This window comes from Mesorhizobium sp. WSM4810 (assembly GCF_055811235.1).
This window is the reverse complement of the sequence record NZ_JBVVQV010000001.1, coordinates 262,271-281,991: the sequence shown is the minus strand read 5'-3', so window position 1 is coordinate 281,991 and position 19,721 is coordinate 262,271. Positions and strand designations below refer to the sequence as shown.

The following is a 19,721-nucleotide window of genomic DNA, read 5'->3' as shown; positions in this document are numbered from 1 at the left end:
GCGGACGGCCCGCTCGACCCCTGCCCCCGCTTGTACAAGCGGGGTGGGGCCGACACTTTCCGCGCTCTTGCATGCAGGACGGGCGACTCGAGCTAGCTTCCCGCAGATTTTCGCGCCGTTAGATTTTGCCGGCTCAGACCACAAGCCGGCGCACGCAAACCTCTCCGGCGACTGGCGCAAGCCCGCGCGGATGGGCTTTGGCATCGTCGTGCTGACCTTCGGCATCCTCGGCGGGTGGGCCTCTCTGGCCAGCCTCGACAGCGCGGTGATCGCTTCGGGTACAGTTGTGGTCGAAACCGACCGCAAGGCGGTTCAGCACCTTGCGGGCGGTATCGTGCGCGACATTCTCGTCTCGCCCAACGCACATGTGACCGAGGGTCAGGTGCTCGTGCGCCTTGATCTCACCGAGGCGCAGGCGCAGGGCGAAATCGCGAGGTCCGCTGTCTTCTCGCTGCTTGCCGAGAAGGCACGGCTGCAGGCGGAACTGGACGGAGCCGAAATGGTCACATTCCCGCGCGAACTCACGCTAGGGAGCGCCCCCCTCGCCCAGCGCGCGATGGAAGACCAGTTGCGACTGTTCAACAAGCGCCGCTTGGCCCGTACGAACGAGGTTCCCATTTTGCAGGAGCGCATCGCCCAGTCCGAACGGAAGATCGAGGCCATGCAATCCCAAAGCGAGGCTGTCCGTTTGCAGATCGAGAGTATCACAGAAGAGCACGATATGCTGGCGCCCTTAGCCCATAAGGGCATCATTCTGGGCACGCGGCTGACCGCGCTCAAACGGCAGCAGGCCGATCTCCAAGGTCAGCTTGGTGCCTTCCTTGCCGAAATAGCGGGCGAGCGCCACACTATCGGCGAGGCGCGACTCCAGATCGAGCAAGTCGGGCGCGAGGCCATCGAAGAGGTCTCGGCACAGTTTGCCGAGACCAGTGCCAAGCTCACCGACGCCGGCGAAAAGCTGCACGTTGCAGATGACGTGCTCAACCGCACCGAAATACGCGCACCGCGGTCCGGGCGCGTTGTCGGCTTTAAGGTACACACGATAGGAGCCGTGGTTCGCCCCGGCGAAACCTTGATGGAGATCGTCCCTGACGACGACACTCTGATCGTCTCGGCGAAGATGTCGCCGGTCGACATCAACAATGTTGCCGAGGGCCTTCCTGCCGAGATCCGACTGCCTTCGTTCAAGGCTCGCTCGACGCCGGTCGCGATCGGCGAGGTGCAGACCGTTGCCGCTGACGCGCTCCATGACGAAGTGACGCGTGAGCCCTACTACGAGTTGAAAGTTTCCGTGCAGGTCTCTCAGTTCCCCGAACAGGTCCGCGAGAAACTTAGGCCCGGCATGCCGGCGGAGGTGATCGTTGCGACCGGCGAGACGACCGTGCTGTCCTACTTGACGCAACCTCTGACGGACGCGTTCCGTCTCGGCATGCGCGAAAACTGACCCCTTCCCTTAGACGGGATCAGGGTAGACCGCAGAGACGCGGCAATATGGCAGGATGGATGACCGCTGGGGCAAAGATCGGGCGAGGCGCGCTTCCGTTTCCACGGCCGCCTCCAACCGGCTTAGGCGTTCCGGACTACACGTCATCTATGATCGGCCAGAACGACCAGCGGAACCATTCTAACGCTTGCGGCCAGGAGTGCGTTTCTTGCCGCCCCATCCATGTCCGGGACGTGCGCCATGCGATGCGGCAATAGCATGCGAGTTCAAGCTCGTGCCAAGCAACAGAGCAATGGATGGAGGTGTTACAACAGCAAAACGCCCGGCATTCTTTAGAAATTCACGACGTGCCTGTTCTTCCGGGACAAGTCTATCTGTCTTTCCTTTGGAATACTTCCCGCTCTTCATCGAATTGACTCCAGTCCAGTGAACAACAGCCAGTGAATAACACTCTAACGCCATAATCTGATATATGCGTCTCGAGAAGATCAAGGCGCCATCAAGATACAATTCAGGAAATTAAGTATTACTACACTTTTGACCCAAGATCGCCATCAAGGAGGATGCTAGTGGCGCGGCGTCCAAAGTCGAGCGGACTCCGTCGGCCCAAGCCATCGCCATGTAGGAGTCGCCACATACCCCACAGCGAATTGCCGACCAGACGCAATGGAACGCCGAGGGCGGGATGGTACAAGGGGAAGACACGCCGCCAATGTTGAAAGCGGACCAATGGGCGCCGCACATATTGCGCCGGTGCTCTGACGCCAAAGAAGTGACTCAATGCCAGGAGTTGAGTATCGAACGCGTTCCGCGCGTTCTGGTCGGGCAAAGATGTTCGGAGCACCGCCCAATCCAGCTTATGCTGTTCCGCCAGCTGTGCCAGATCATAAAGGTGGCGAAAGTCGGTCCTTCCGCGCCAGTAGTCCGCCTCCTTGATGAGATCATGCATGATCCAGTGGAGGGCACGCGACTGTGGGGCGGGGATTTTCGTCCTAAGACCGTGACGGCAGGCAAGCCTCGGGGACTCGCGGTCAATCTCCCGGTACGGCCGGAGTTCCAGGAGACCGACGTCTTGTGGGCGTCCCATGCCGTCGCAAGAGAACGCCGCTTCGGCATAGCCAAGCTCGGCTAGGCAAGCGCGGGCAGCCTCTACTGTGTCCGTTTCCACAGCCAGGTCGAGATCGTTCATCATCCTGTCGGGAATCCTGCCGCTCGACGAAAGGAACAAGGGAACGGCCCCTTTGAGCAGAACCGGAACGATGCCCCACTGATTGAGGGCAGCAACGGCTTCATTCAGCTGCCTGCGCAAGCGCAAATTGCGTTGCCGGTTGCAGCGGTAAATGAACTGAAGATACTCGCCCACGTCTTCGGGGAGCCGGTCAAGCTGGCCCGTACGCGCAAGAGCGGCGAACAAGGCGGGCGTAAGCAGAGTATGATTGGCGAGTGCAATCACCGCCTGCCAGTCGGCCGTTACCACCAGGCGGCCGCGAAGTCCAGCGATCAGGGCCTCGAGCGCATTCCTGGTGGCCTTCATCGGCACGCCGCCTTCAGCAGTTCCAACGCGTCATCCAGTTTGGCATAGGTCAGGCAAAAGCCCTGTGCCGATCGGATGACTTGGCAAAGAACGTCAAACGCAGTGCTGCTTAGCTCCTTGTTCCGCGCAAAGGCGCCGTTCAGCAAGCCACCCAGGAGGTCGGTCGGCTCAATCACCCGCAGGGAAGGTTTGGCATCCTGCGTCCGACAGAGCATGACCACCCAGCCAACGGGCCGGGGAACGGGAGGGACATGATCCTTAGGCAGAAGAAAACGCACGCGCCTGCGATCGGGGCGCCGGTAAACCGGAGACCTGCCGAGTTCGGGGAAATATTCTCCCAGAATGGGCCATGATCCCGATTTGACTGCAGGCGCAAAAGCCAGGCCGATACCCTGTCCGGCCGAGTCGAGAAGTGTCACATCGTCTGCCGCGAAGCCAAACCCCGCGTGGACCAGCGCTAAGGTCAGGGTCGTCTTGCCCGAGCCAGGGCCGCCGCAAAGGAGGAGCGTGCGGTCGTTCTTGAACAGGGCCGCCGCGTGGAGGGCGAGTTCATATTCACTGTGCTCAAGCACTTCGGCCAGCAGTTGCCCTTTGACCATAATGGGTATCTCGTCGCGACCGCAGGAATCAGTCCAGTGGCCATCCCGGAACAGGTGGATCCGCTCCCCGCGCTCAACCAGATGGAATAGAACGTCGACGGCCCTGTTTCGAACCTCGAGATGCTGCAATACGGTCGCGGCCGGAAAGGCGACGGCGGCCGGATACAGTATGCGCGCACACACGCCTGGAACAGCAACGACCTGGCAGAGATATTGATGAACTGCGGTTGGGCACGGCGGTGGAGCAGGCTGGATTAGGCCGAGCCGTTCCCAGTCTCGAAGGGCAGCCTCGACATAGCCATAGGCCTCTTGCCTATCAACGCCACGGGCTGCCATCTCACCCAAAATAGCCTCGACCGGCGCGCCTTCTTGAAGCGAGCGCCAGATATCCGCCGCAGTGTCATTGAGCGCAAAAACTGCCCCCTGTGTCGAGCTGAGCAGGATATTTTGCCCTTTGATGGATGCAAGCCGACCTTGGGGAACTAACCTCGCCGCAGCATACTCGACAAGGGGAGGCCCCGCAGTTCGGTCAGCGGTTCGGGTTTGTTGCGGACCCACAGAAGCCGTCATCCTCGTTTGTCTGGGCGTGGAGATCGTCGATTCGACTGGAAGTCACGACGAGCGGCACACGATCTTCGTCAATCGCTCGAGTCATAGCATTCCTCCCCGCTCCCATAGCGGTACCTTGCCAACGCCGTTGCCGTGCGGCCACTTTTGCTTGAAGTCGCAGGTTATGCATTGAGCGGTCGCTGTGTTTCGCACTGATCATCGCTTGCATTCAGATGTTCTGTAACAGCGCCTTTCCGCACATCTCATGGTGTCGAGCCTCACCCAAAGTCGTATTCAACTAATAGCGTCGAAGAAGAGGTTCGCTCTTTCCGAGTAAGCTGTCGCTTGGCAGTTAACTGATGGGGTCGTCTGCCAGTCGCCACTCCTTGCAAATCAATCACTTGCCACACAAAATCGCCTCCAGCGGCCTCGAGTCGGCAAGTTAGGCTAGAAGGCGTCTCGCCCCGTCCAGATGCGGGGGATGGTCAGAAGCAGGATCTTTATGTCGAGCCAGACCGACCAGTTGTTGACGTACCACATATCGTGTTCGACACGCTTGATCATCATGTAGACATGCGGCGTCGCACCGCGGCAGCCATTTATTTGTGCCCAGCCGGTGATCCCCGGCTTCACCTTGTGCCGAGCCGGATAGAGAGAGATGATCTGGCTGTATTCGCTGTCATGCGCCAGCGCGTGCGGCCGTGGGCCTATCAACGACATGTCGCCCTTCAGCACGTTCCACAGCTGCGGAATCTCGTCGATACTGAACCTTCTCAATATGCGCCCAACGCGGGTGACGCGGGGATCGCCCCTGCAGGCTTGAGGGACAACAGGCCCGTCCTCCAGGATCGTCATCGTTCGGAACTTATAGATCTTGAACGTGCGGCCATTGAACCCGGCCCGACGCTGACAGAAGAGCACCGGCCCGCTGGATTCGAGCGCAATCAGCGCCGCTGCAACGGCCAGAGGGGGCAGAAGAAATGGAAGGGCAGCAGTGGTCAGCACAAGGTCGAAGAGCCGCTTCGTAAGCAGCTGAGGCGCCGTTAGGGGCGCGCGTTGCAGTTCTATCGCCCTCGTCCCCCCCAGGTTGACGACAGGTCGCTTCAAGAGCGCGCTAACGACGTGGTCCGGAAGGAGCCTTACGGGTACCGGAACCACGCAAAGGTGAGCCGTGATTTTCTCAATCAGGGATATGTCAGCCCAACTGACAGCAAGGACTATCTCGTCGACAGAACGCCGACGCACATGTTCAATGAGCTTATCCATACACTCAAGGAGCGAGCCCTCGCTGGATGCCGCCGGCAATGTAATCGTTTGGCAGACATCGCATCCGGAAGCCTCGATTGCCTGGACTGCGCCACTTGGCACGCGCACGTCCGATTGCGTTACGATCACTACTTGCGGTTTGGCAAGCATGTCCGACCTGGTCAAGGAGGCAACCAGTCGTCCGGCGCCCAAGCGCACGAAGATGATGCCGGCAACTCCCGTCACGAAGAACAGCATGACGGCTTGGCGCGAAAACATGTCTCCCACCTTGAGTGCAAGCGCCACAACCGACAGGCAAAGAAAGACCGCCGTCCAGATCAGCACGACGTCCTTGACCTGAGAGGCCAGCGACCGCGGCTCGGAACTCAGATATAGCCCGCGCGCATATGCGGAAGTCGAAAAAAGGGCGGCTACAACAACACCGAGCCCGAAGTTCCGGCCGTACTCGCCAAAATGTCCGAAACTCACAAGATCATATACCATTCCCGAGACGATGCTGAGCAGCACGACGGACATTGCCTCGAGAAGCGGAAATGACTGCAGAAGAACATTGCCCTTGAGGTTCCACCGCGGTGCGTTTGACGTGACGCCCGCACGGGGGTCTTCATGAAGAAGTGCCATGACGTTCACCTGCGTTCAAAGCCGCATCGATCCACCAATGTCGTGACGACCGCCCCTCCTCGGCTGAAAACCGCTGAAATGCCCAGCGTGACTGCATCCGCCGCCTGCGGTCATTGCCCTTCCTGCAAAGTTCGATTGCCGTGGCTGCGGTAGCACTCGGTTGTTGGAGTTGAGAATGGCAGCGACACTGTGCGAATCCAATTCGGCATAAGCTCTAACCCCAAAGAGCAGAGCCGGCGGACACACGACCTTTTCCTGGCCCGCTTCCCGCGCCTGTTAGCTCTTCGGAGTAGCTCGAAATGAATGCTCTCGCGCGCAGCACTGGAGCGGCGGATGCTCCGACGGAAGCAACCGGTTCGGAACTGCCGCTCTTTCTCATTGTTTGAGCACCGAACCCGAAACCGGTCCCACTTTCGGGCCTGATCGCCTAGGCGAGCGCCATCGCATCGGCGGCGATCTGTCGCAGCAGGGACTTGCGAATATGGAGTCGCGGCAGCGGCTCCATTCCGATCGTGGCAAGGATGTGCTCCCAGCGGTAAACCCAATCGTGCATCTCTAGGCAACGGACCGCGCTTGTCCGGCGCAACAATTCCGTGCGGCGGGGGTTTGCATCGAGTTCGCCAATTACGTCTGCGATACTGCTCGAGTCTGGTGATATCTCGATCACCGCGTCTTGCCAGTCAAAGTGCTCGCCGAATTCGGCGCATTGCGGCGCGGTCCCAAGCATGACGGCGCCGCCCGCGGCACCTTCGAAGAGACGGGCAGGCAGCACCTGCTCGCCGGCGACCGTGACGGACTTGGAGTTTGCAAGTGCCGCTGGACTGAATGCCATGAAATAGCGCGTGCGCCTGATGATATTGGCGAGCAGCAACCGATGCTCGTGCCAGTCCCTGACCCGGGAATCTGTGCTTGCGAGCGTGTCGTAGAGATAGAAGAAGTCCCGGTCTTGGGCCAGGTTCAGAAGCTGCCGGTGTATTTTCGCGGCTCGGTTGCCGTACGAGTATACGTCGACCACGCGTTTGACCGGCGACAGATACGGCGTTGAAATAAGGCCGTCGACAGCCGTGGCAAGAAAGGAACAGGGCGTGCGGGTGTATTGAGGCAGGCGCGGTAGGCACGCGCTGTGCAACAGGAACACGTGGTCGAACTGGTCCAGGAGCTTCAGATATTGGCGGTCCTGTTCGAGCGTGCTCGACCAGAGTTCGAACAGATACGCGACAGCAACCTTGCAGCGGCCGCGCCAGTCGTGGATCCGAGACAATTCTACAAGACTTTGCGGGCTCCAGGCGACGAAGAAGAAAAGGTCATAGTCTTGCGTGAGCTGAACATGCTCCATGGTTGGCGCGTTCCTAAACCCTAGCCCTTTCCGGACCGCATTCGTCAGTCGGTTGAAGTCACGCTGGACGTTGTGAGGGTCGTGCTTTGGCAAGATGGCGTGAAAGTGTCTCGTCAGGTAGTTGTCGAGGCCGGGGGCGATTAGATCGGCGTCCTCACATTCCGCAACAATGCGGCAGAACTCATACGCCAACGCAAAGTGTGCTCGGTCCTTCGCATTGAATTCAGAGGCAACCAGTGTACGTCTCTTCAAGGAATTCTCCCGGCAGTTGTCGTTCAGGTTTTCGGCTACCCCGCTGCAGCCCGCCACGGCGGCTTGTCGCGCTCCAGTGCCGGGAGGGGTTGCCGGCCAAGGACCATGTCTGCCGCCTTTTCCGCGATCATAAAGACAGCGGCCGAGGTGTTGGCCGAGGGAACGGCGGGCATGATGGAAGCATCAGCGACCCGCAGGCCCTCGAGGCCGTGGACCCGCAACTGGTCGTCCACGACAGACGCTGCACTGTCCAAGGGGCCCATTCGGCACGATCCGCACAAATGATAGGTGGTCAGCCCGATTTCGCGGGCGAACTGAAGACGGTCAGCGTCGTCCGTTATCTTCGGGCCGGGAAGCTCTTCCGTGCAGTTGTAGCGCCTTAGCTCGGGGGCGCGAAACAGCTGCTGGACAGTCTTCATGCCGTCGATGACGACCTGTCGGTCCTGATCATCGGCGAGGTAGTTGGGCTGGACGAGCGGAGCTCGAAACGGATCGGCCGAGACGGCCCGCACGTGTCCGATGCTCTTCGGCCGCAACTGATAGTAGCCAAGCTTGATGACAGGAAACCGCCGCGCGCGGTGGTCAGTATAATTGCCCAATGCAAGTTCAAGCTGGATATTGGGGGTGGAGTGAATATCCCGCGAGTTGAGGTACCCGTAGACGAGCGATGGGCCGACGGCGAGAAAGTTCGGGCGACCCAGCATCCATTTGGCCGCCTCGCGCAGGAGGGCGACGCCGTGTCCGCTGACCGTTTCAATGCCCTCTACCCGGGCGATCAGGTGGACCGCATAGTGGTCCTGGACATTTGCACCGACACCGGACAAATCGTGCACGACCGGAATCCCGAGCTCGCAGAGCATACGCGCGGCACCGACGCCGGACTGCTGCAGCAGCTTTGGTGAGTTCGCGGCTCCGGCGCAGAGGATCACCTCGCTACGGGCCTTCACCTCGCTCATGGGATGACCCGGCCCTCGTGCATACCGAACGCCGATGGCCTGCTTTCCCTCGAACAGGACGGCAGTGGCCTGCGCTTTCGTGCGGACCTCCAGGTTCTTCTTTTTGGCTATCGGCCGCAGGAAAGCCCGCGCAGCGCTCACGCGCCATCCCTTGTCGATATAGCGCTGATAGTAGCCCACGCCGGCCTGGCTCGCCGCATTGTAGTCGGGATTGCGCGGGACGCCGGCATTGAGCGCGGCCTCGATGAATGCATCACAAAGCGGATGTCGCCAATCGCAGTCTGTAACCGGAAGTAGCCCGTCTGTCCCGCGGTAGAAGGGATCGCATTCCCCAATCCTGCGCTCGCTTCTCTTGAAATAGGGCAGCAAGTCGGCGTAGCGCCAGCCTCGATTGCCCTGGCGGGCCCACTCGTCGAAGTCCGCGGCGGCGCCACGGTTGTAGATCATCCCGTTAATTGCGGTCGAACCACCCAGTGTCTTGCCCTGCGGCATCGGAATAGAGCGATTGGCGGTCCCCGGGCTCGGCTCCGTTTCGAACTGCCAGGCATATTTCGGATTCGAGCATGTCTTGTAGAGTCCCGCCGGAATGTGCAGAAGGATGCTGCTGTCGGATGGCCCCGCCTCGAGCAGGCAGACCGTATTGGTGCCGTCAGCCGCCAGACGATTGGCCAACACGCAGCCTGCCGCCCCGGCTCCGATGATCACATAGTCAAAGACATCCGCCTCAACCGACATCGCTTCGCGCTCAGCCTATCGCCAGCTTCAGAGAATGGCAGGGAATCCGGCAGATGGCACTTTGCCCATCGGGATTAAGCCTTATGAAGGCTTTCGCGGCGGGCTGAATAGAGAGATGGTGTGCGGAATGCTGTGCGGGCATAAGCCTGCCGCCAATCCGCATTCTTCGGGAACCTGCGCCGGCTGGCGCACAGGGGGGAGATGGGGATGCCTGACGACAATCTCGCGGAGGAAGCCGCCTTGCCGAGAGGACGGACGCGGCAGGGCCACCTCGACGTCTCCGCACAAGCGGAGCCGACGTCTGGCACCCGAACGGGTGGCGCGGCCGGCAGTCTCTTGAAACCCCGCCTTAATCGGCGCTATCTCCTTGCCGGGCTGCTGGCGCTGCCCGTCTCGGGCGTCGTCGGCGCAGAACTGCATCTGGGCATGGGGCGATCGGACGGCGGTAAATGGTTCGGGGGAGCGGCCGCCTTTCTGCGTCCAAGCGGACCGGTGCTTTCGCGCGCAGATGGGCAGATCATTGAAAATCTTGACATTTATGCGCCCCTGGGCAACGGGATCACGATACTCCATCACGGCGTCATTGTTCGCAGCTGCCGCATCCGTCATGCCATGGGCAGCGGGATATACGCCCGGGGAGCCGCCGGAATACGCTTGCAGGACCTCGAGATCGATCATGTCGGGGCTCCCCCCTCGGGGACCGGACCAAGCCAGAACCGCAACAACATAAAGCTGGAAAGCTGCCCGGATGCGATCATCACCCGAGTCAAGGCGTCCCGCGGCGCTTCCAACATCTATGTCGTCGACTGTCCGGGCACCCAGATGAGCTTCCTCGAACTCCACGACGCGCGCGGGCCGTTCCCGCGTGGACAGAATGTGCAGTTCAACCGCTCTCCGGATACGAGCTTGGAAGACTTCTCGGCCGAGAATGGTCCCACCTCCTGGACCGAGGACAATATTTCTGTCTTTCACTCGGACCGCTGTGCAATTCGACGTGGACTCGTCGTCTACAACAACAGCCCCACGGGCGCTGGCGTCATGCTGGAGGGAAGCTTCAATTGCCGGGTCGATGACGTCGATGCCGTTAAACAGGGCAACGGCGCCTTCTCGGCCGTTCCGCAGGGTAAGGTCGGCAGTGGCGGTTGCTCGTTCAACCGCTGCCGGAGCCGGGACACCTACAATGAGCCACGGGACGGCAGGGACGCCCCGACATCCAACGGCCTGTCGTTCCATACCCGGATATCAGAAGGCGCTGAAAAGCACAGTGTTAGGGACTGCTGCGTCTACGCGCTCGCCAATCCCCGCAACATCATCTGGCAAAGGGCGGCCGTGCATGCCGGTTGGTCCATCGAGCGCAAGGCATTTGACCCCAGACCGCCATTGCGGCTTGCCTTCGACTGGCAGTGAGCAGAGAGTGCGCTAGTGCGTCGAATCCGACGAGACCCTACCGACGACGACGCCAAAAGAGAAACAGGTCTGCCAACATTGACCGCGGCGGGGACATCCCAAGCGTCCAGAGAGGCGCTGACGCAAGGATCATGCGTCCCGTCGTCGTGCTCGTATCGACAGGTGTGTCGACGATGCGGAGACCGACATCCTTGTTGCCAAGCCTTTCGATGAGCGCCAGAACCTGCCGGGTTGTGCGCGCAATACGGTAGGGCTTCGTGACAGCAATCACGTCTCCTTTCCTGGCACATGCGATCGCCCTCTCCAGCTCCGGCGTCGAGCCGAACATGCTGGCCCTCTCGCAGAAGAAGTTCTCGGCTCCCAGCCGGGCAAGATAAAGCTTCTGCGCCTCCAGCCTTGCGGTGGGTTCGAAGGTGTTGATACGACAGTAGCCGATGATCATCGCCTTGCCCAATCGTAAGAAGCCTTGCGCCGTTACGATGAGAGGCCGAGGGCGGGCGGCTCCCGCCGTACCGATGACGTGATCGCAGTCATGGCCGGTGCCCCGAGCCGAGTGGGCCTGAGCCAGCACACCATATCGACACGCGCCTCATCAGCCGCAAAAGGCGAACCGTGTAAAAGCGAAGCGGTTGCTCGCGAAGATGCTCGGGCGGAGCGGTCACAATCAGACCGTCGTCAATAAGGACATGACTGCCGGTCGAGGCATGTATCGCCGTATTGAGGACGACATGCTCGCAGCTCTCGCGATCCTGGGCATCGATGTAGGAGTGGGCATAGTAGGGTTCCGCCCGATAGAGGCAGAGGCCGTTGAAAGCCGAGACGCAGTGCCGCAGAGAACTCGCCGACACCCGTTCCTGTGCATCGTGGACGCATCGTGCCAGGGTGGAGCGATAGGTGAGCGGATTTCGTTTCGCGCGAACGATAATATGCTGAAGATTCTCCATGAATAGGCCCTCGCACCGCAGCGCCAGCAGATCGTAGTAGCGCGGCTTCGAGCTCGCGGCCACGGCGAAGAGGCTCGCATCGGCGGCGAGCCGATCGAGCGATGAGACGAACGCGGCGATCGTAGGGGGGGCTGCGAACACGGAGTCCAGGTCGACGACGCAGACATGGTGCGTGGCGGGATGGTTTTTGCTCGCGTGCAGGCGAAGGAATTCCCGACCGGCCGCCATGCGCGGCAGCCGCTCGGGGATCGTCGCCATAAAATCCGTCGCAAGGATCTCGACCGTAGCATCGGCCCGGAAGTGCTCGAGGAGCAGCGCGCGCGTGTCATCCTTTGACCCGTTTTCGCCGATGACTGCCCGGACCCACAGGCCCGCCCCCCGCAGTTCGGCGATGAAGCGGAAGAAGTTTGGAAGCGTCCTCGCACAATTGCGCGCGAGTCCCAGGAAGACGATATCGCAGGGGAGAGGGACGGTGACGCTCATCACGCAAGCACCTTCCGGCCGAGCCGATAGGCCGAGCGCGCGCACAGATAGACCGGCTCGGGCGCATTCCACAACAGAAGGCCGTCGAGAGCATCCTTCCAAAGAAGTGCGGCGAGAACCAGCAAGACGCGCATCGGTGGTCGCTCCTTTGAAACTCAGTTCGGCACTGCTGACGCCCCTGGCGAGGACGCGACGGCTCCGGCAAAGTCCACCTTTGGCAAAACGACCTCCACAACGTCGCCGGGCGCAAGCCCGAGATCTTCGTTGCCGGGGAGCGTCTCGTCGCCCTGCTCTCGCTTTCTATGGACTTTTATCTCGGGCCGACCCGCGGCTGTCAGCAGGCTGGATTGCGCTTGACCTGTAAGCGCCAGCTTCTGCGCGGTACCCTCAAGACGCGCCGAGATCTGGGCCAGATTCATATAGGCCCCCTGTAGCTCTCCCAAGGCCGCGATTTGTCGTTCACTGTCGATCTTGTTCAGCTGTCTGACATATTCGCCGCGCTGGCGCTCGATGTTCGATGCCTGGACGATCGTCTCGAGCAGTTGGGTTGATGACATAAGCACCGCTCGACGGGCCTCAGATAGGCGCGTGGTCGGCGCTAGGCCCTTCTGCAACAGCGTCCTGACGCTCTCGTAATCGTCGGTGTCGGCCTTGCTTCCCTCTTCGTCCTTCTTCTTCTTTTCAGACAGGAGCTCCAGTTGCAGGCTGGTCTCCTCGACAGCACGTCGCAGAAGCTCCTTGTCCTTTTCACTGTCTGACAGACGAGCTTCGATATGCGCTGTTGCCGCTTGCTTCAATCGTTCGGCGAGCGCCTCAGGCACGGCCACGTTCTCGACATGTTTTACTTCTTCGCCGAGTTCGGTGCGAAGGCGCCAAATGCGAGCCTGTTCCGTTGCGAATTGCGCCCATAGGGCTTTGTACTCGGAACGGAAATCGGCCGCTTCCATGAGCGGATTGGCGATGCGAACCTGGGCAGCGCTGTAGCCACCCGCAACCGCCACAGCCTGTCGGACAGTCATCCCCGGCCGGAAGATGTACTCTCCCGGCCTGGCCACATCACCATAAACATAGATGGGCCGGTATTCGGCAACTGAAATGAAGACCTGGTCGGCCTGGATCAGGTGCGTTATCTCACGGCCGTCCGCGGTCCCCTGCCGATACTGCTTGCTTGCGAGACTGCCAGCGATTATTTCCTGCGCTTGTTGAATGGAAAGGCCGCTGACTTGAACCGCTCCAACCAGCGCCAAGTTCACCTCGCCGTCCACTCCGATCTGCAATCGCTGCCTGAAATCCGGAATACCAGGGACCGACACTTCCAGCGTATCTCCGGGCTGTAGCTTGTAGTCGGCAAGTGCCGCTGTCGGAATCAGAGCGATGGCGCCAGCGAACGAAGCGAGGCGGGTCGAAGCCATGGTCATCGACAGCGCCGACAACAAGGTTCTCAACAGCTTCATGGGTCCCCCAACGGGTTGCCCCCGTATCTCTACGGGTGACTGAGCTCGGGTTTCTCGGCGCGGGCGAACCTGCGCAGTGGATGGCCCTATGCTACCAGAAGAGGCATGGCCGAGGCCGAGGGAAAATGGCTGGCTCGCTGGCTCTTTCGAGGCACCCCTCATGGAAACGGACGAGGACGCCTAATCGCAGGCGTGTGCGCACTGGCCGGACGGCTCTCATGCCCCTACCGTGCCAAAACCGGTAGGACGCGCACCCCTTCTACCGAGACCGGTGGATCGCCTGTTTCGGACGGACCGCATCCGTGTTCGGTCAGGTACGCCAAGAACCGCCTTGCTGCATTTCGATCCCAATTGGCGGAACGGGTTCCGCATCCTCGGCCCAAGCGGTGGCGCGAAGTGCAGTCAGGTAGCCGTATGAGAATGCAATTCCCACTATCTGTAGAGGAGTCTCCAGGACTGCATTGACGAACATCGCGAGGAAAATCATGACGAAGACCGCCGAAGCATGGTTTCGAACGCCGCGCGGCAGTCTGCGTGGTGGGAACGCCGCCGCAATTGCAGATACAATCAAAATGAATCCAATGACTCCCGTCCGCAGCATGGATTGAAGGAACGAGTTGTGGATTCCCGTTGAGAGTATCTCAAGCATCCTGGCATGCGTGATGTTCCTGGTGTCAGGAAGAAAGGTGAAATCCGCGAAACCTGGGATCTCATATCGCCACTGAACCGACTCTTTTCCAAATCCGATGCCAATGCCGTATGTATCCGCCACGGATGCGAGTGCGTCCGAAATGAACGCAAGTCGGATCCCGGAGTTCGGGTCCAAGGCATAGGTTTGAGGTATGAAATTCAGCCCGACGGCATAGGCAGCAGTTAATGCCGTCGCCAGAGCTATAGCTACCAGTCGGCCTGGCACGCCAATTAGAATGACCACTATGGTGACCGCGAGCACCTTGAACTGACCCAAGGGGCTCACAAGGGCAAATCCCAATAAGAGCAAAATGCCGCCGTAGCGGCGCCAGTCATTCGTCAGAAAAATACCGCCTGCAATGAAGAACACGGCAATTGCAATGTTATTGAGGAGCGAGCCGTAGAGAATCAGCATCGTGGCTCCCGGAGGTGCGCCCTCGTATTGCACACCCTGCTGAAACATCACCGCCGGCGCGACAACGAGAGACAGGAACAGGAAAACGGGTGCCCCAAAAAAGGCATTGCCGCTCATCAGCCTGCGGCGGAAATAAGCCTTGGATGCCCATGCGACGGCGAAGAATCCCACAATCGGGACGATTTGCCTTATGACTGCTTCTTGAAGGAAGTAAACCTGCCAGGAATCCGGCATCAGCCCGTATCTGGACAGCAGGGCAATGAAGAGGCAGAAGGCGGTGTAGACCGCCAGCAGACGAGGCGGCACCGTCTGCCGCAGCACGGCATAGGCCAGACAGACACCGACCGGGATCACTATGAAGAAAGGGCCAAGCAGTTTAAGCGATATTGCCAGGGCGCAGGCCAGCCAAATGCCGGAGAGAAAGAGCGTGTAGTCGAGCACGTCAGGGGAATGGCTGCAAACGAGGTCGACCGGCTTTGAACCATTCCTGCGTGACAATGTCGCTGGCGAGGTCATGGCCTGTGTCACCGGTTAGGACTGAAAGCCTTCGCGAGCCAGATTGGTCCGCGTGGATTCCCGCGATCAGTGCGGCGGCGCACGGCGAAGGATGGCGCACGATTGATCCTGGTCAAAATTACTGCCGAGAGTTTCTCTGCGGGGATGATGCGCAGAATTCCCTCGAGATGGTCCGCGTAAGTGCGGCGTGCCTTCAGCACCAGGAGGACCTCGCTGATGACGCCCATGGCCGCTTCGAGATCAGCGGTGCGGTCGGTGCTGTGAAAATCAACCACTATACAACTGTATTCTTGCTGCAGATGCTGGAGTGCAGCGGAGATGGAGAGCGAGGCATTCAAGTCGGAGATTGACCCCGTGGGCCTGAGAGCCAGAACTTCCAGCCCTTCCTGATCCGCGGGAATGGTGGCAAACGCCCTGGCGAGCTTGCGACCTGGCTCCGCGTTCAGCATTGGCTGGTCCATTGATGGCTTTTGCCAATTGGCATCAACGAGCAGTGTCTTTTGCCCGGTCGCCGCAATGACCCTTGCGAGATGAACCGCCACCGTGGAGCTTCCGGACTTGCCGAGGGGTGAAGCAACGCCGATTACAAATCCGCCTTGGCGGCCCTGAACTCCGCGCATCCGGGTGGCAATCTTGCTCACTTGGTGGCCCTGAACTCCGCGCATCCGAGTGGCAATCATGCTCAGCGAGCTGTGAAGCTCGGGAGCGTCCTTTGAGTAGACGGGCTGCAAAGACTGCTCGCATGGCCCCACGACAGTCCACCTGCGGCGGGGAATTCTGGGGATCCCTACAATCCGATCGAGGCCGGTCGACCTGTGCACATCCTCGACCGTCATCAGGCGGTGGTTCATTGCTTGCCTGATCAATGCATGACCAACGCCGGCAACCCCACCCGCCATAACGGAGAGCGCTACCACCAGGACCGTGGGCGGCCAACTGCGTTTGCGAGGCGGTTCGGCCGCCGTGATGACCCTTGCGCTCGGGATCAGCGACGAGGCGCTAAAATCGGAGTGGCTCCGCTGCAGTAGGGCATTGTAAAGCGAGCGATAAACCTCGGCCGCGCTCTGCTGCTCGCGGAAAAGGACTCTTGCCCTCTCCGCGGATTCAGGGTCCGACGGGAGTTCCTTCAGTGATTCGGTCACAAAAGCCTTTTCCCGAAGTTCCGCCAGCCGCTTGTGCAGATCAGATGTTTCTTCCGCGCGAGCAGCCCGCCGGCGTTCGCGCTGATTTCCGATGTAACCGGCGGCGATCGCGTTCGCGAGCATGGCCGAGAACTGAGGATCGGTAGAGGTGACCCCGATCTCGACGGCGCTGGAGAAACCCAACTGACGAACGGAAAACGCGCGCCTAACAAGGACCATCGCCTGATGCCGAATATTGGGCTCCACCGTCGGCAGTTCGGTGCCGAAGAGAGACGCCAATTGGCTCCGCACGTAACTGGAGATCCGCGCGCGCAAGCTGTCATCCATCACAAACTCTTCGTTTGCTAGGTCAGTGTCGTCAACAACGCGTCCGACGACCTCGTCCGACTGAATGACCTGTATCTGGCTCTCTACATAGACCCGCTCATCTGCCTCAGCTTCGCCCGGTTCCAAAGCGGGCGGAGGTGAAAGGAGGATCGTCGCATAGGCGGTGTAATATCCAGGCGAAAGGACCGCATATGCGCCGCCGACACCGAGGCTCAAAACCATCCAGAGGAGGCAAAGGCGCCAACTGCTTCGAACAAATCTCAAGATGTCTTTCACGGTCAGCTCGTCGCGATCCTTGGGGGGGATCGGCTGGTGAGGCGACCCGGACGGCTGAACGACAAAGTGATCGGACGCGAACATGTAGAGAATCTCCTACGGCCGGAAACGATCGGCATCATGCTCCAACGGCGCGGACGCTGGCAGACATCTTCGCACCCGGCCTGCGTCGCAAGCCGCCGCCGTGCGAAGGACGGCCGCTCCGCCAATGAGGAAGAAGCCGGTTGAAACCACCAGCACGACGACTTCCTTCGCCACCATCGCATAAACAATGGCTTGCTCTGCCATGACGAAAGATAAAAAATACGAGGCCACCAGGAATACCAGCAGACCGGATGCGTTAAGGGCGGTCCATTCATTTTCGTATCCGTAACTAAACATGAATATATTTGATGTGAATGTATTTATGTTCATCAGCAATGGTATAATGGCCATTGCGCGCACGATAGGTGTCGCTCCTGAAAATTCATCTCCAAAGAGGGTCAATATTATATATGGAGCAACAAAGAACATTCCGATACTCATCGCCGCTCCGCCTGCTACGGTGAATAGTGACCTCCTTATTAGTTGTACCCCGGCAGCAGGGTCGACATGAGCGTAGTATGAAACCCTCGGTATGAGGGTATCCATAAGCAACCTGAAAAATACCCGCGCGGCTAGTAGGAATTTTTCGGCGACAGAATATTGTCCGGCTGCAACATAACCTGCGAAATGTCCGACAAGGGCGACAGGGAGGGTGACGAGGGCAGTATCCACGGCGGTGAAGAGGAATCCCCTCCAGCCGTTGAGTAGCTGCATTCCAATCGTCGAAAGCGTCACGGACCTGAAGCCGCCGAACCCGATCGGAAGGATGAAGGGTAAGCAAATGACGCCACTGACGACGGGAACTGCGCTTTGGATGGCAACGGCGAGCGCGACCTGGTCAGGTGATGCAACCATGGCGACGAAACAGACGAGCGCCAGAACGCGAGCGACAACCCCCGCGACGGCCGCCTGCCAGGCGCGCTCCAGGCCGACGAAGAGCCAGGCCGGAAAAATAACGCCGCCGGCGGCCGAGAGCATCGCGCACAGGAATGTCGGCCTGTCGAGCGCCAGGACGTCGCCGGCCAGCACAAGACCAACCAGACATACGGCAGCGAACAGCACTGCCTTGGTGACCATGACCTGAGCAAAGAGTGACGCGATCTCCGCCGGCTCGTATCGAAGGGAAGCAACTCTGCGTTGCGCGGTCCAGTGAAATCCATAGGCCACGGCGACGGCAGCGAGTTGTCCGATGGCGAGCGCATACGCGTACTGCCCGAAACTCATGGGTCCGAGGACACGCCCGGCATAGGGCAAGATGATCAGCGGCTGCAGGACGTCGGTGGCATGCAGGACAGCCAGACTGGCGGCCTGTTTGCTCAGAGTCATGGAGAGCCTCCCGTCAGGTGCCTGTCGAGGCAATGCAAACCACACCGTCCAGATATGGGCAGCGCCGCCTCCCAGCAGCAGAGCCAAAAACAGCCGCCCGTGGAGGAGTTGGCGCAAATCGGCAACACGGCGGTCCGAGTGTGTTCACTGGTTCCGCCCTCCCTCTAATCGTTACGAACTCCGCGCCCGGGAAGGAGCGATGCCTGCAGCAAAGCCAGGATGAACAGGCTGTTCGTCACGAGATACCTGCTCGCCAAGCGGCGGGGATCCTGGAAGAGCCGGTGCAGCCATTCCAGCCCGCTCCTCTGCATCCATTGCGGCGCCCGCCTGACGTCTCCGGCGTGGAAATCGAAAGCTGCTCCTACCCCCAGCATGACCGCATTGATCCGGCCGCGATGCGCCTGCATCCAGCTTTCCTGCTTGGGACATCCGAGCCCCACCCACACGATCCTCGCACCGGACTGATTGATCATTCTGACCACTACCTCATCCTCCTCGGCCGACAGAGGGCGGCGCGGAGGTGAGTAAGAGCCCACGATGTTTATGCCGGCAAACTCGGTTCGAATGCAATGTTCAAGACGCTGGAGGGTGCCGGGGCTGCCGCCGTACAGGAACATTTCCGTGCCGAGTTCTGACGCTCTCCGGCAACAAATCCACATCAGGTCCGGTCCGCTGATGCGCGGCTGATCCGGGTGTCCCTGCCGCCTCAGGACCCAGGCTACCGGCGCTCCATCCGGCGCGACAAGGTCGGCGCTTTCCATCGCTTCGGCATGGGCGCGATTGCGGCGGGCGGTGACGACACTGTGGACATTGCCCAGGAAAACCGTTCGGCTCTCTCGCCGTAGGGCCCAGTCGAAGACGCAGTTGACTGCCTGCGCCCAGTCAAGGGCGTGCACGGGTATCTCAAGCACTTGCTCGCGCAACTGTCCCGGATCGATCGCGAGTTCTGTCATGCCACCCTCGATTGCTGATAGGTGAGCTTCATCACAGCCTGCGAGCACTTCGAGTTCAATTGCTATTCCGACGGGAAGCTGGCGGGCGGGGCGCTCACCAGAGGTACCTAAAAGGAAACTCCCTCGTTCTCTTCGTGGTGCCGAAAGAGCGCATGAAATGCGCAGCCCGTCGCGTCGTCGAGCAGGAGGCAAAGCCCCATCACCGCGGGTTTGCCTACGGCATTGTTGTCGGGCGACACTGTGACGATCTTGACGCCGATATGGCCGCCTGACGACGTGCCGGCCGCAACGGAGAGAACAAGGGAGTTTCCTTTTAGGTACCTCCGGTGAGCGCGCCGCCCGCCAGCTTCCCGTCGGAATAGCAATTGAACTCGAAGTGCTCGCAGGCTGTGATGGAGCTCACCTATCAGCA

16 protein-coding genes and 1 pseudogene are annotated in these 19,721 nt (G+C 60.2%); 2 read left to right on the top strand and 15 right to left on the bottom strand.

Features of this window, described 5'->3' with window-relative positions; all coding sequences use genetic code 11:
* Positions 1 to 190: 190 nt before the first annotated feature.
* Positions 191 to 1,444 (top strand): HlyD family type I secretion periplasmic adaptor subunit, encoded by a 1,254-nt coding sequence (locus AC0L3O_RS01340; RefSeq protein WP_128246374.1) that lies wholly within the window; start codon positions 191 to 193, stop codon positions 1,442 to 1,444.
* Between the two features lie 180 nt (positions 1,445 to 1,624).
* Here AC0L3O_RS01340 and AC0L3O_RS01335 read toward each other — a convergent pair whose 3' ends face one another.
* The 6 genes from AC0L3O_RS01335 to AC0L3O_RS01310 all read right to left on the bottom strand — a co-directional run bounded on the left by AC0L3O_RS01335 (position 1,625) and on the right by AC0L3O_RS01310 (position 9,292).
* Positions 1,625 to 1,852 (bottom strand): hypothetical protein, encoded by a 228-nt coding sequence (locus AC0L3O_RS01335; RefSeq protein ID WP_473614554.1) that lies wholly within the window; start codon positions 1,850 to 1,852, stop codon positions 1,625 to 1,627.
* Positions 1,853 to 1,973: 121 nt separating this feature from the next.
* The gene (locus AC0L3O_RS01330) at positions 1,974 to 2,978 is read right to left on the bottom strand and encodes a nucleotidyltransferase family protein (RefSeq protein WP_473614553.1); all 1,005 of its coding nucleotides are present in this window, start codon (positions 2,976 to 2,978) and stop codon (positions 1,974 to 1,976) included.
* Complete coding sequence (locus AC0L3O_RS01325; protein ID WP_473614551.1) at positions 2,975 to 4,147, bottom strand: PqqD family peptide modification chaperone; 1,173 nt, start codon at positions 4,145 to 4,147, stop codon at positions 2,975 to 2,977. The genes AC0L3O_RS01330 and AC0L3O_RS01325 overlap by 4 nt, the downstream gene beginning before the upstream one ends.
* 426 nt (positions 4,148 to 4,573) lie before the next feature.
* Positions 4,574 to 6,013, bottom strand: coding sequence for an undecaprenyl-phosphate glucose phosphotransferase (locus tag AC0L3O_RS01320; RefSeq protein WP_473614550.1), 1,440 nt, complete (start codon positions 6,011 to 6,013; stop codon positions 4,574 to 4,576).
* A 427-nt stretch (positions 6,014 to 6,440) separates the two neighbouring features.
* The gene (locus AC0L3O_RS01315; protein WP_473614549.1) at positions 6,441 to 7,601 is read right to left on the bottom strand and encodes a glycosyltransferase; all 1,161 of its coding nucleotides are present in this window, start codon (positions 7,599 to 7,601) and stop codon (positions 6,441 to 6,443) included.
* A 35-nt stretch (positions 7,602 to 7,636) separates the two neighbouring features.
* Positions 7,637 to 9,292, bottom strand: coding sequence for a GMC family oxidoreductase (locus AC0L3O_RS01310; RefSeq protein ID WP_473614547.1), 1,656 nt, complete (start codon positions 9,290 to 9,292; stop codon positions 7,637 to 7,639).
* Positions 9,293 to 9,499: 207 nt separating this feature from the next.
* Between AC0L3O_RS01310 and AC0L3O_RS01305 the strand changes: the two genes are divergently transcribed.
* Entirely contained in the window at positions 9,500 to 10,699 is a 1,200-nt protein-coding gene (locus tag AC0L3O_RS01305) for a right-handed parallel beta-helix repeat-containing protein (protein WP_473614546.1), read from the top strand.
* A 37-nt stretch (positions 10,700 to 10,736) separates the two neighbouring features.
* Here the strand turns inward: AC0L3O_RS01305 and AC0L3O_RS01300 are convergent, their stop codons facing one another.
* The 9 genes and pseudogenes from AC0L3O_RS01300 to AC0L3O_RS01260 form a co-directional block, all read right to left on the bottom strand.
* The gene (locus AC0L3O_RS01300) at positions 10,737 to 11,141 is read right to left on the bottom strand and encodes a recombinase family protein (RefSeq protein ID WP_473614544.1); all 405 of its coding nucleotides are present in this window, start codon (positions 11,139 to 11,141) and stop codon (positions 10,737 to 10,739) included.
* A gap of 88 nt (positions 11,142 to 11,229) precedes the next feature.
* Positions 11,230 to 12,126 carry a glycosyltransferase family 2 protein gene (locus AC0L3O_RS01295; RefSeq protein WP_473614543.1) on the bottom strand — a complete coding sequence of 299 codons (897 nt, stop codon included), beginning with the start codon at positions 12,124 to 12,126 and terminating at the stop codon, positions 11,230 to 11,232.
* Positions 12,126 to 12,260 carry a hypothetical protein gene (locus tag AC0L3O_RS01290; protein WP_287288812.1) on the bottom strand — a complete coding sequence of 45 codons (135 nt, stop codon included), beginning with the start codon at positions 12,258 to 12,260 and terminating at the stop codon, positions 12,126 to 12,128. The genes AC0L3O_RS01295 and AC0L3O_RS01290 overlap by 1 nt, the downstream gene beginning before the upstream one ends.
* A gap of 21 nt (positions 12,261 to 12,281) precedes the next feature.
* Positions 12,282 to 13,580 (bottom strand): polysaccharide biosynthesis/export family protein, encoded by a 1,299-nt coding sequence (locus AC0L3O_RS01285; protein ID WP_473614541.1) that lies wholly within the window; start codon positions 13,578 to 13,580, stop codon positions 12,282 to 12,284.
* Positions 13,581 to 13,890: 310 nt separating this feature from the next.
* On the bottom strand, positions 13,891 to 15,201 hold the full coding sequence (locus AC0L3O_RS01280) for a hypothetical protein (RefSeq protein WP_473614540.1): 1,311 nt from the start codon (positions 15,199 to 15,201) through the stop codon (positions 13,891 to 13,893).
* Between the two features lie 8 nt (positions 15,202 to 15,209).
* On the bottom strand, positions 15,210 to 17,030 hold the full coding sequence (locus AC0L3O_RS01275) for a Wzz/FepE/Etk N-terminal domain-containing protein (RefSeq protein WP_473614539.1): 1,821 nt from the start codon (positions 17,028 to 17,030) through the stop codon (positions 15,210 to 15,212).
* Between the two features lie 12 nt (positions 17,031 to 17,042).
* Entirely contained in the window at positions 17,043 to 18,356 is a 1,314-nt protein-coding gene (locus tag AC0L3O_RS01270; protein WP_473614537.1) for an oligosaccharide flippase family protein, read from the bottom strand.
* Positions 18,357 to 18,520: 164 nt separating this feature from the next.
* Positions 18,521 to 19,309 carry a WecB/TagA/CpsF family glycosyltransferase gene (locus AC0L3O_RS01265; RefSeq protein ID WP_473534404.1) on the bottom strand — a complete coding sequence of 263 codons (789 nt, stop codon included), beginning with the start codon at positions 19,307 to 19,309 and terminating at the stop codon, positions 18,521 to 18,523.
* 164 nt (positions 19,310 to 19,473) lie between these two features.
* Positions 19,474 to 19,596 (bottom strand): annotated as a pseudogene (locus tag AC0L3O_RS01260) (bifunctional Delta(1)-pyrroline-2-carboxylate/Delta(1)-piperideine-2-carboxylate reductase); the annotation flags it as partial.
* Positions 19,597 to 19,721: the final 125 nt, after the last annotated feature.

What these genes read in the sequence shown, in the direction of transcription:
- AC0L3O_RS01265 (WP_473534404.1), bottom strand. Translation starts at nt 19,309, where the DNA reads ATGACAGAACTCGCGATCGATCCGGGACAGTTGCGCGAGCAAGTGCTT.
- AC0L3O_RS01280 (WP_473614540.1), bottom strand. Translation starts at nt 15,201, where the DNA reads ATGACCTCGCCAGCGACATTGTCACGCAGGAATGGTTCAAAGCCGGTC.
- AC0L3O_RS01295 (WP_473614543.1), bottom strand. Translation starts at nt 12,126, where the DNA reads ATGAGCGTCACCGTCCCTCTCCCCTGCGATATCGTCTTCCTGGGACTC.
- AC0L3O_RS01290 (WP_287288812.1), bottom strand. Translation starts at nt 12,260, where the DNA reads ATGCGCGTCTTGCTGGTTCTCGCCGCACTTCTTTGGAAGGATGCTCTC.
- AC0L3O_RS01305 (WP_473614546.1), top strand. Translation starts at nt 9,500, where the DNA reads ATGCCTGACGACAATCTCGCGGAGGAAGCCGCCTTGCCGAGAGGACGG.
- AC0L3O_RS01270 (WP_473614537.1), bottom strand. Translation starts at nt 18,356, where the DNA reads ATGACTCTGAGCAAACAGGCCGCCAGTCTGGCTGTCCTGCATGCCACC.
- AC0L3O_RS01325 (WP_473614551.1), bottom strand. Translation starts at nt 4,147, where the DNA reads ATGACGGCTTCTGTGGGTCCGCAACAAACCCGAACCGCTGACCGAACT.
- AC0L3O_RS01320 (WP_473614550.1), bottom strand. Translation starts at nt 6,013, where the DNA reads ATGGCACTTCTTCATGAAGACCCCCGTGCGGGCGTCACGTCAAACGCA.
- AC0L3O_RS01275 (WP_473614539.1), bottom strand. Translation starts at nt 17,030, where the DNA reads ATGTTCGCGTCCGATCACTTTGTCGTTCAGCCGTCCGGGTCGCCTCAC.
- AC0L3O_RS01330 (WP_473614553.1), bottom strand. Translation starts at nt 2,978, where the DNA reads ATGAAGGCCACCAGGAATGCGCTCGAGGCCCTGATCGCTGGACTTCGC.
- AC0L3O_RS01285 (WP_473614541.1), bottom strand. Translation starts at nt 13,580, where the DNA reads ATGAAGCTGTTGAGAACCTTGTTGTCGGCGCTGTCGATGACCATGGCT.
- AC0L3O_RS01335 (WP_473614554.1), bottom strand. Translation starts at nt 1,852, where the DNA reads ATGAAGAGCGGGAAGTATTCCAAAGGAAAGACAGATAGACTTGTCCCG.
- AC0L3O_RS01340 (WP_128246374.1), top strand. Translation starts at nt 191, where the DNA reads ATGGGCTTTGGCATCGTCGTGCTGACCTTCGGCATCCTCGGCGGGTGG.
- AC0L3O_RS01310 (WP_473614547.1), bottom strand. Translation starts at nt 9,292, where the DNA reads ATGTCGGTTGAGGCGGATGTCTTTGACTATGTGATCATCGGAGCCGGG.
- AC0L3O_RS01300 (WP_473614544.1), bottom strand. Translation starts at nt 11,141, where the DNA reads ATGATCATCGGCTACTGTCGTATCAACACCTTCGAACCCACCGCAAGG.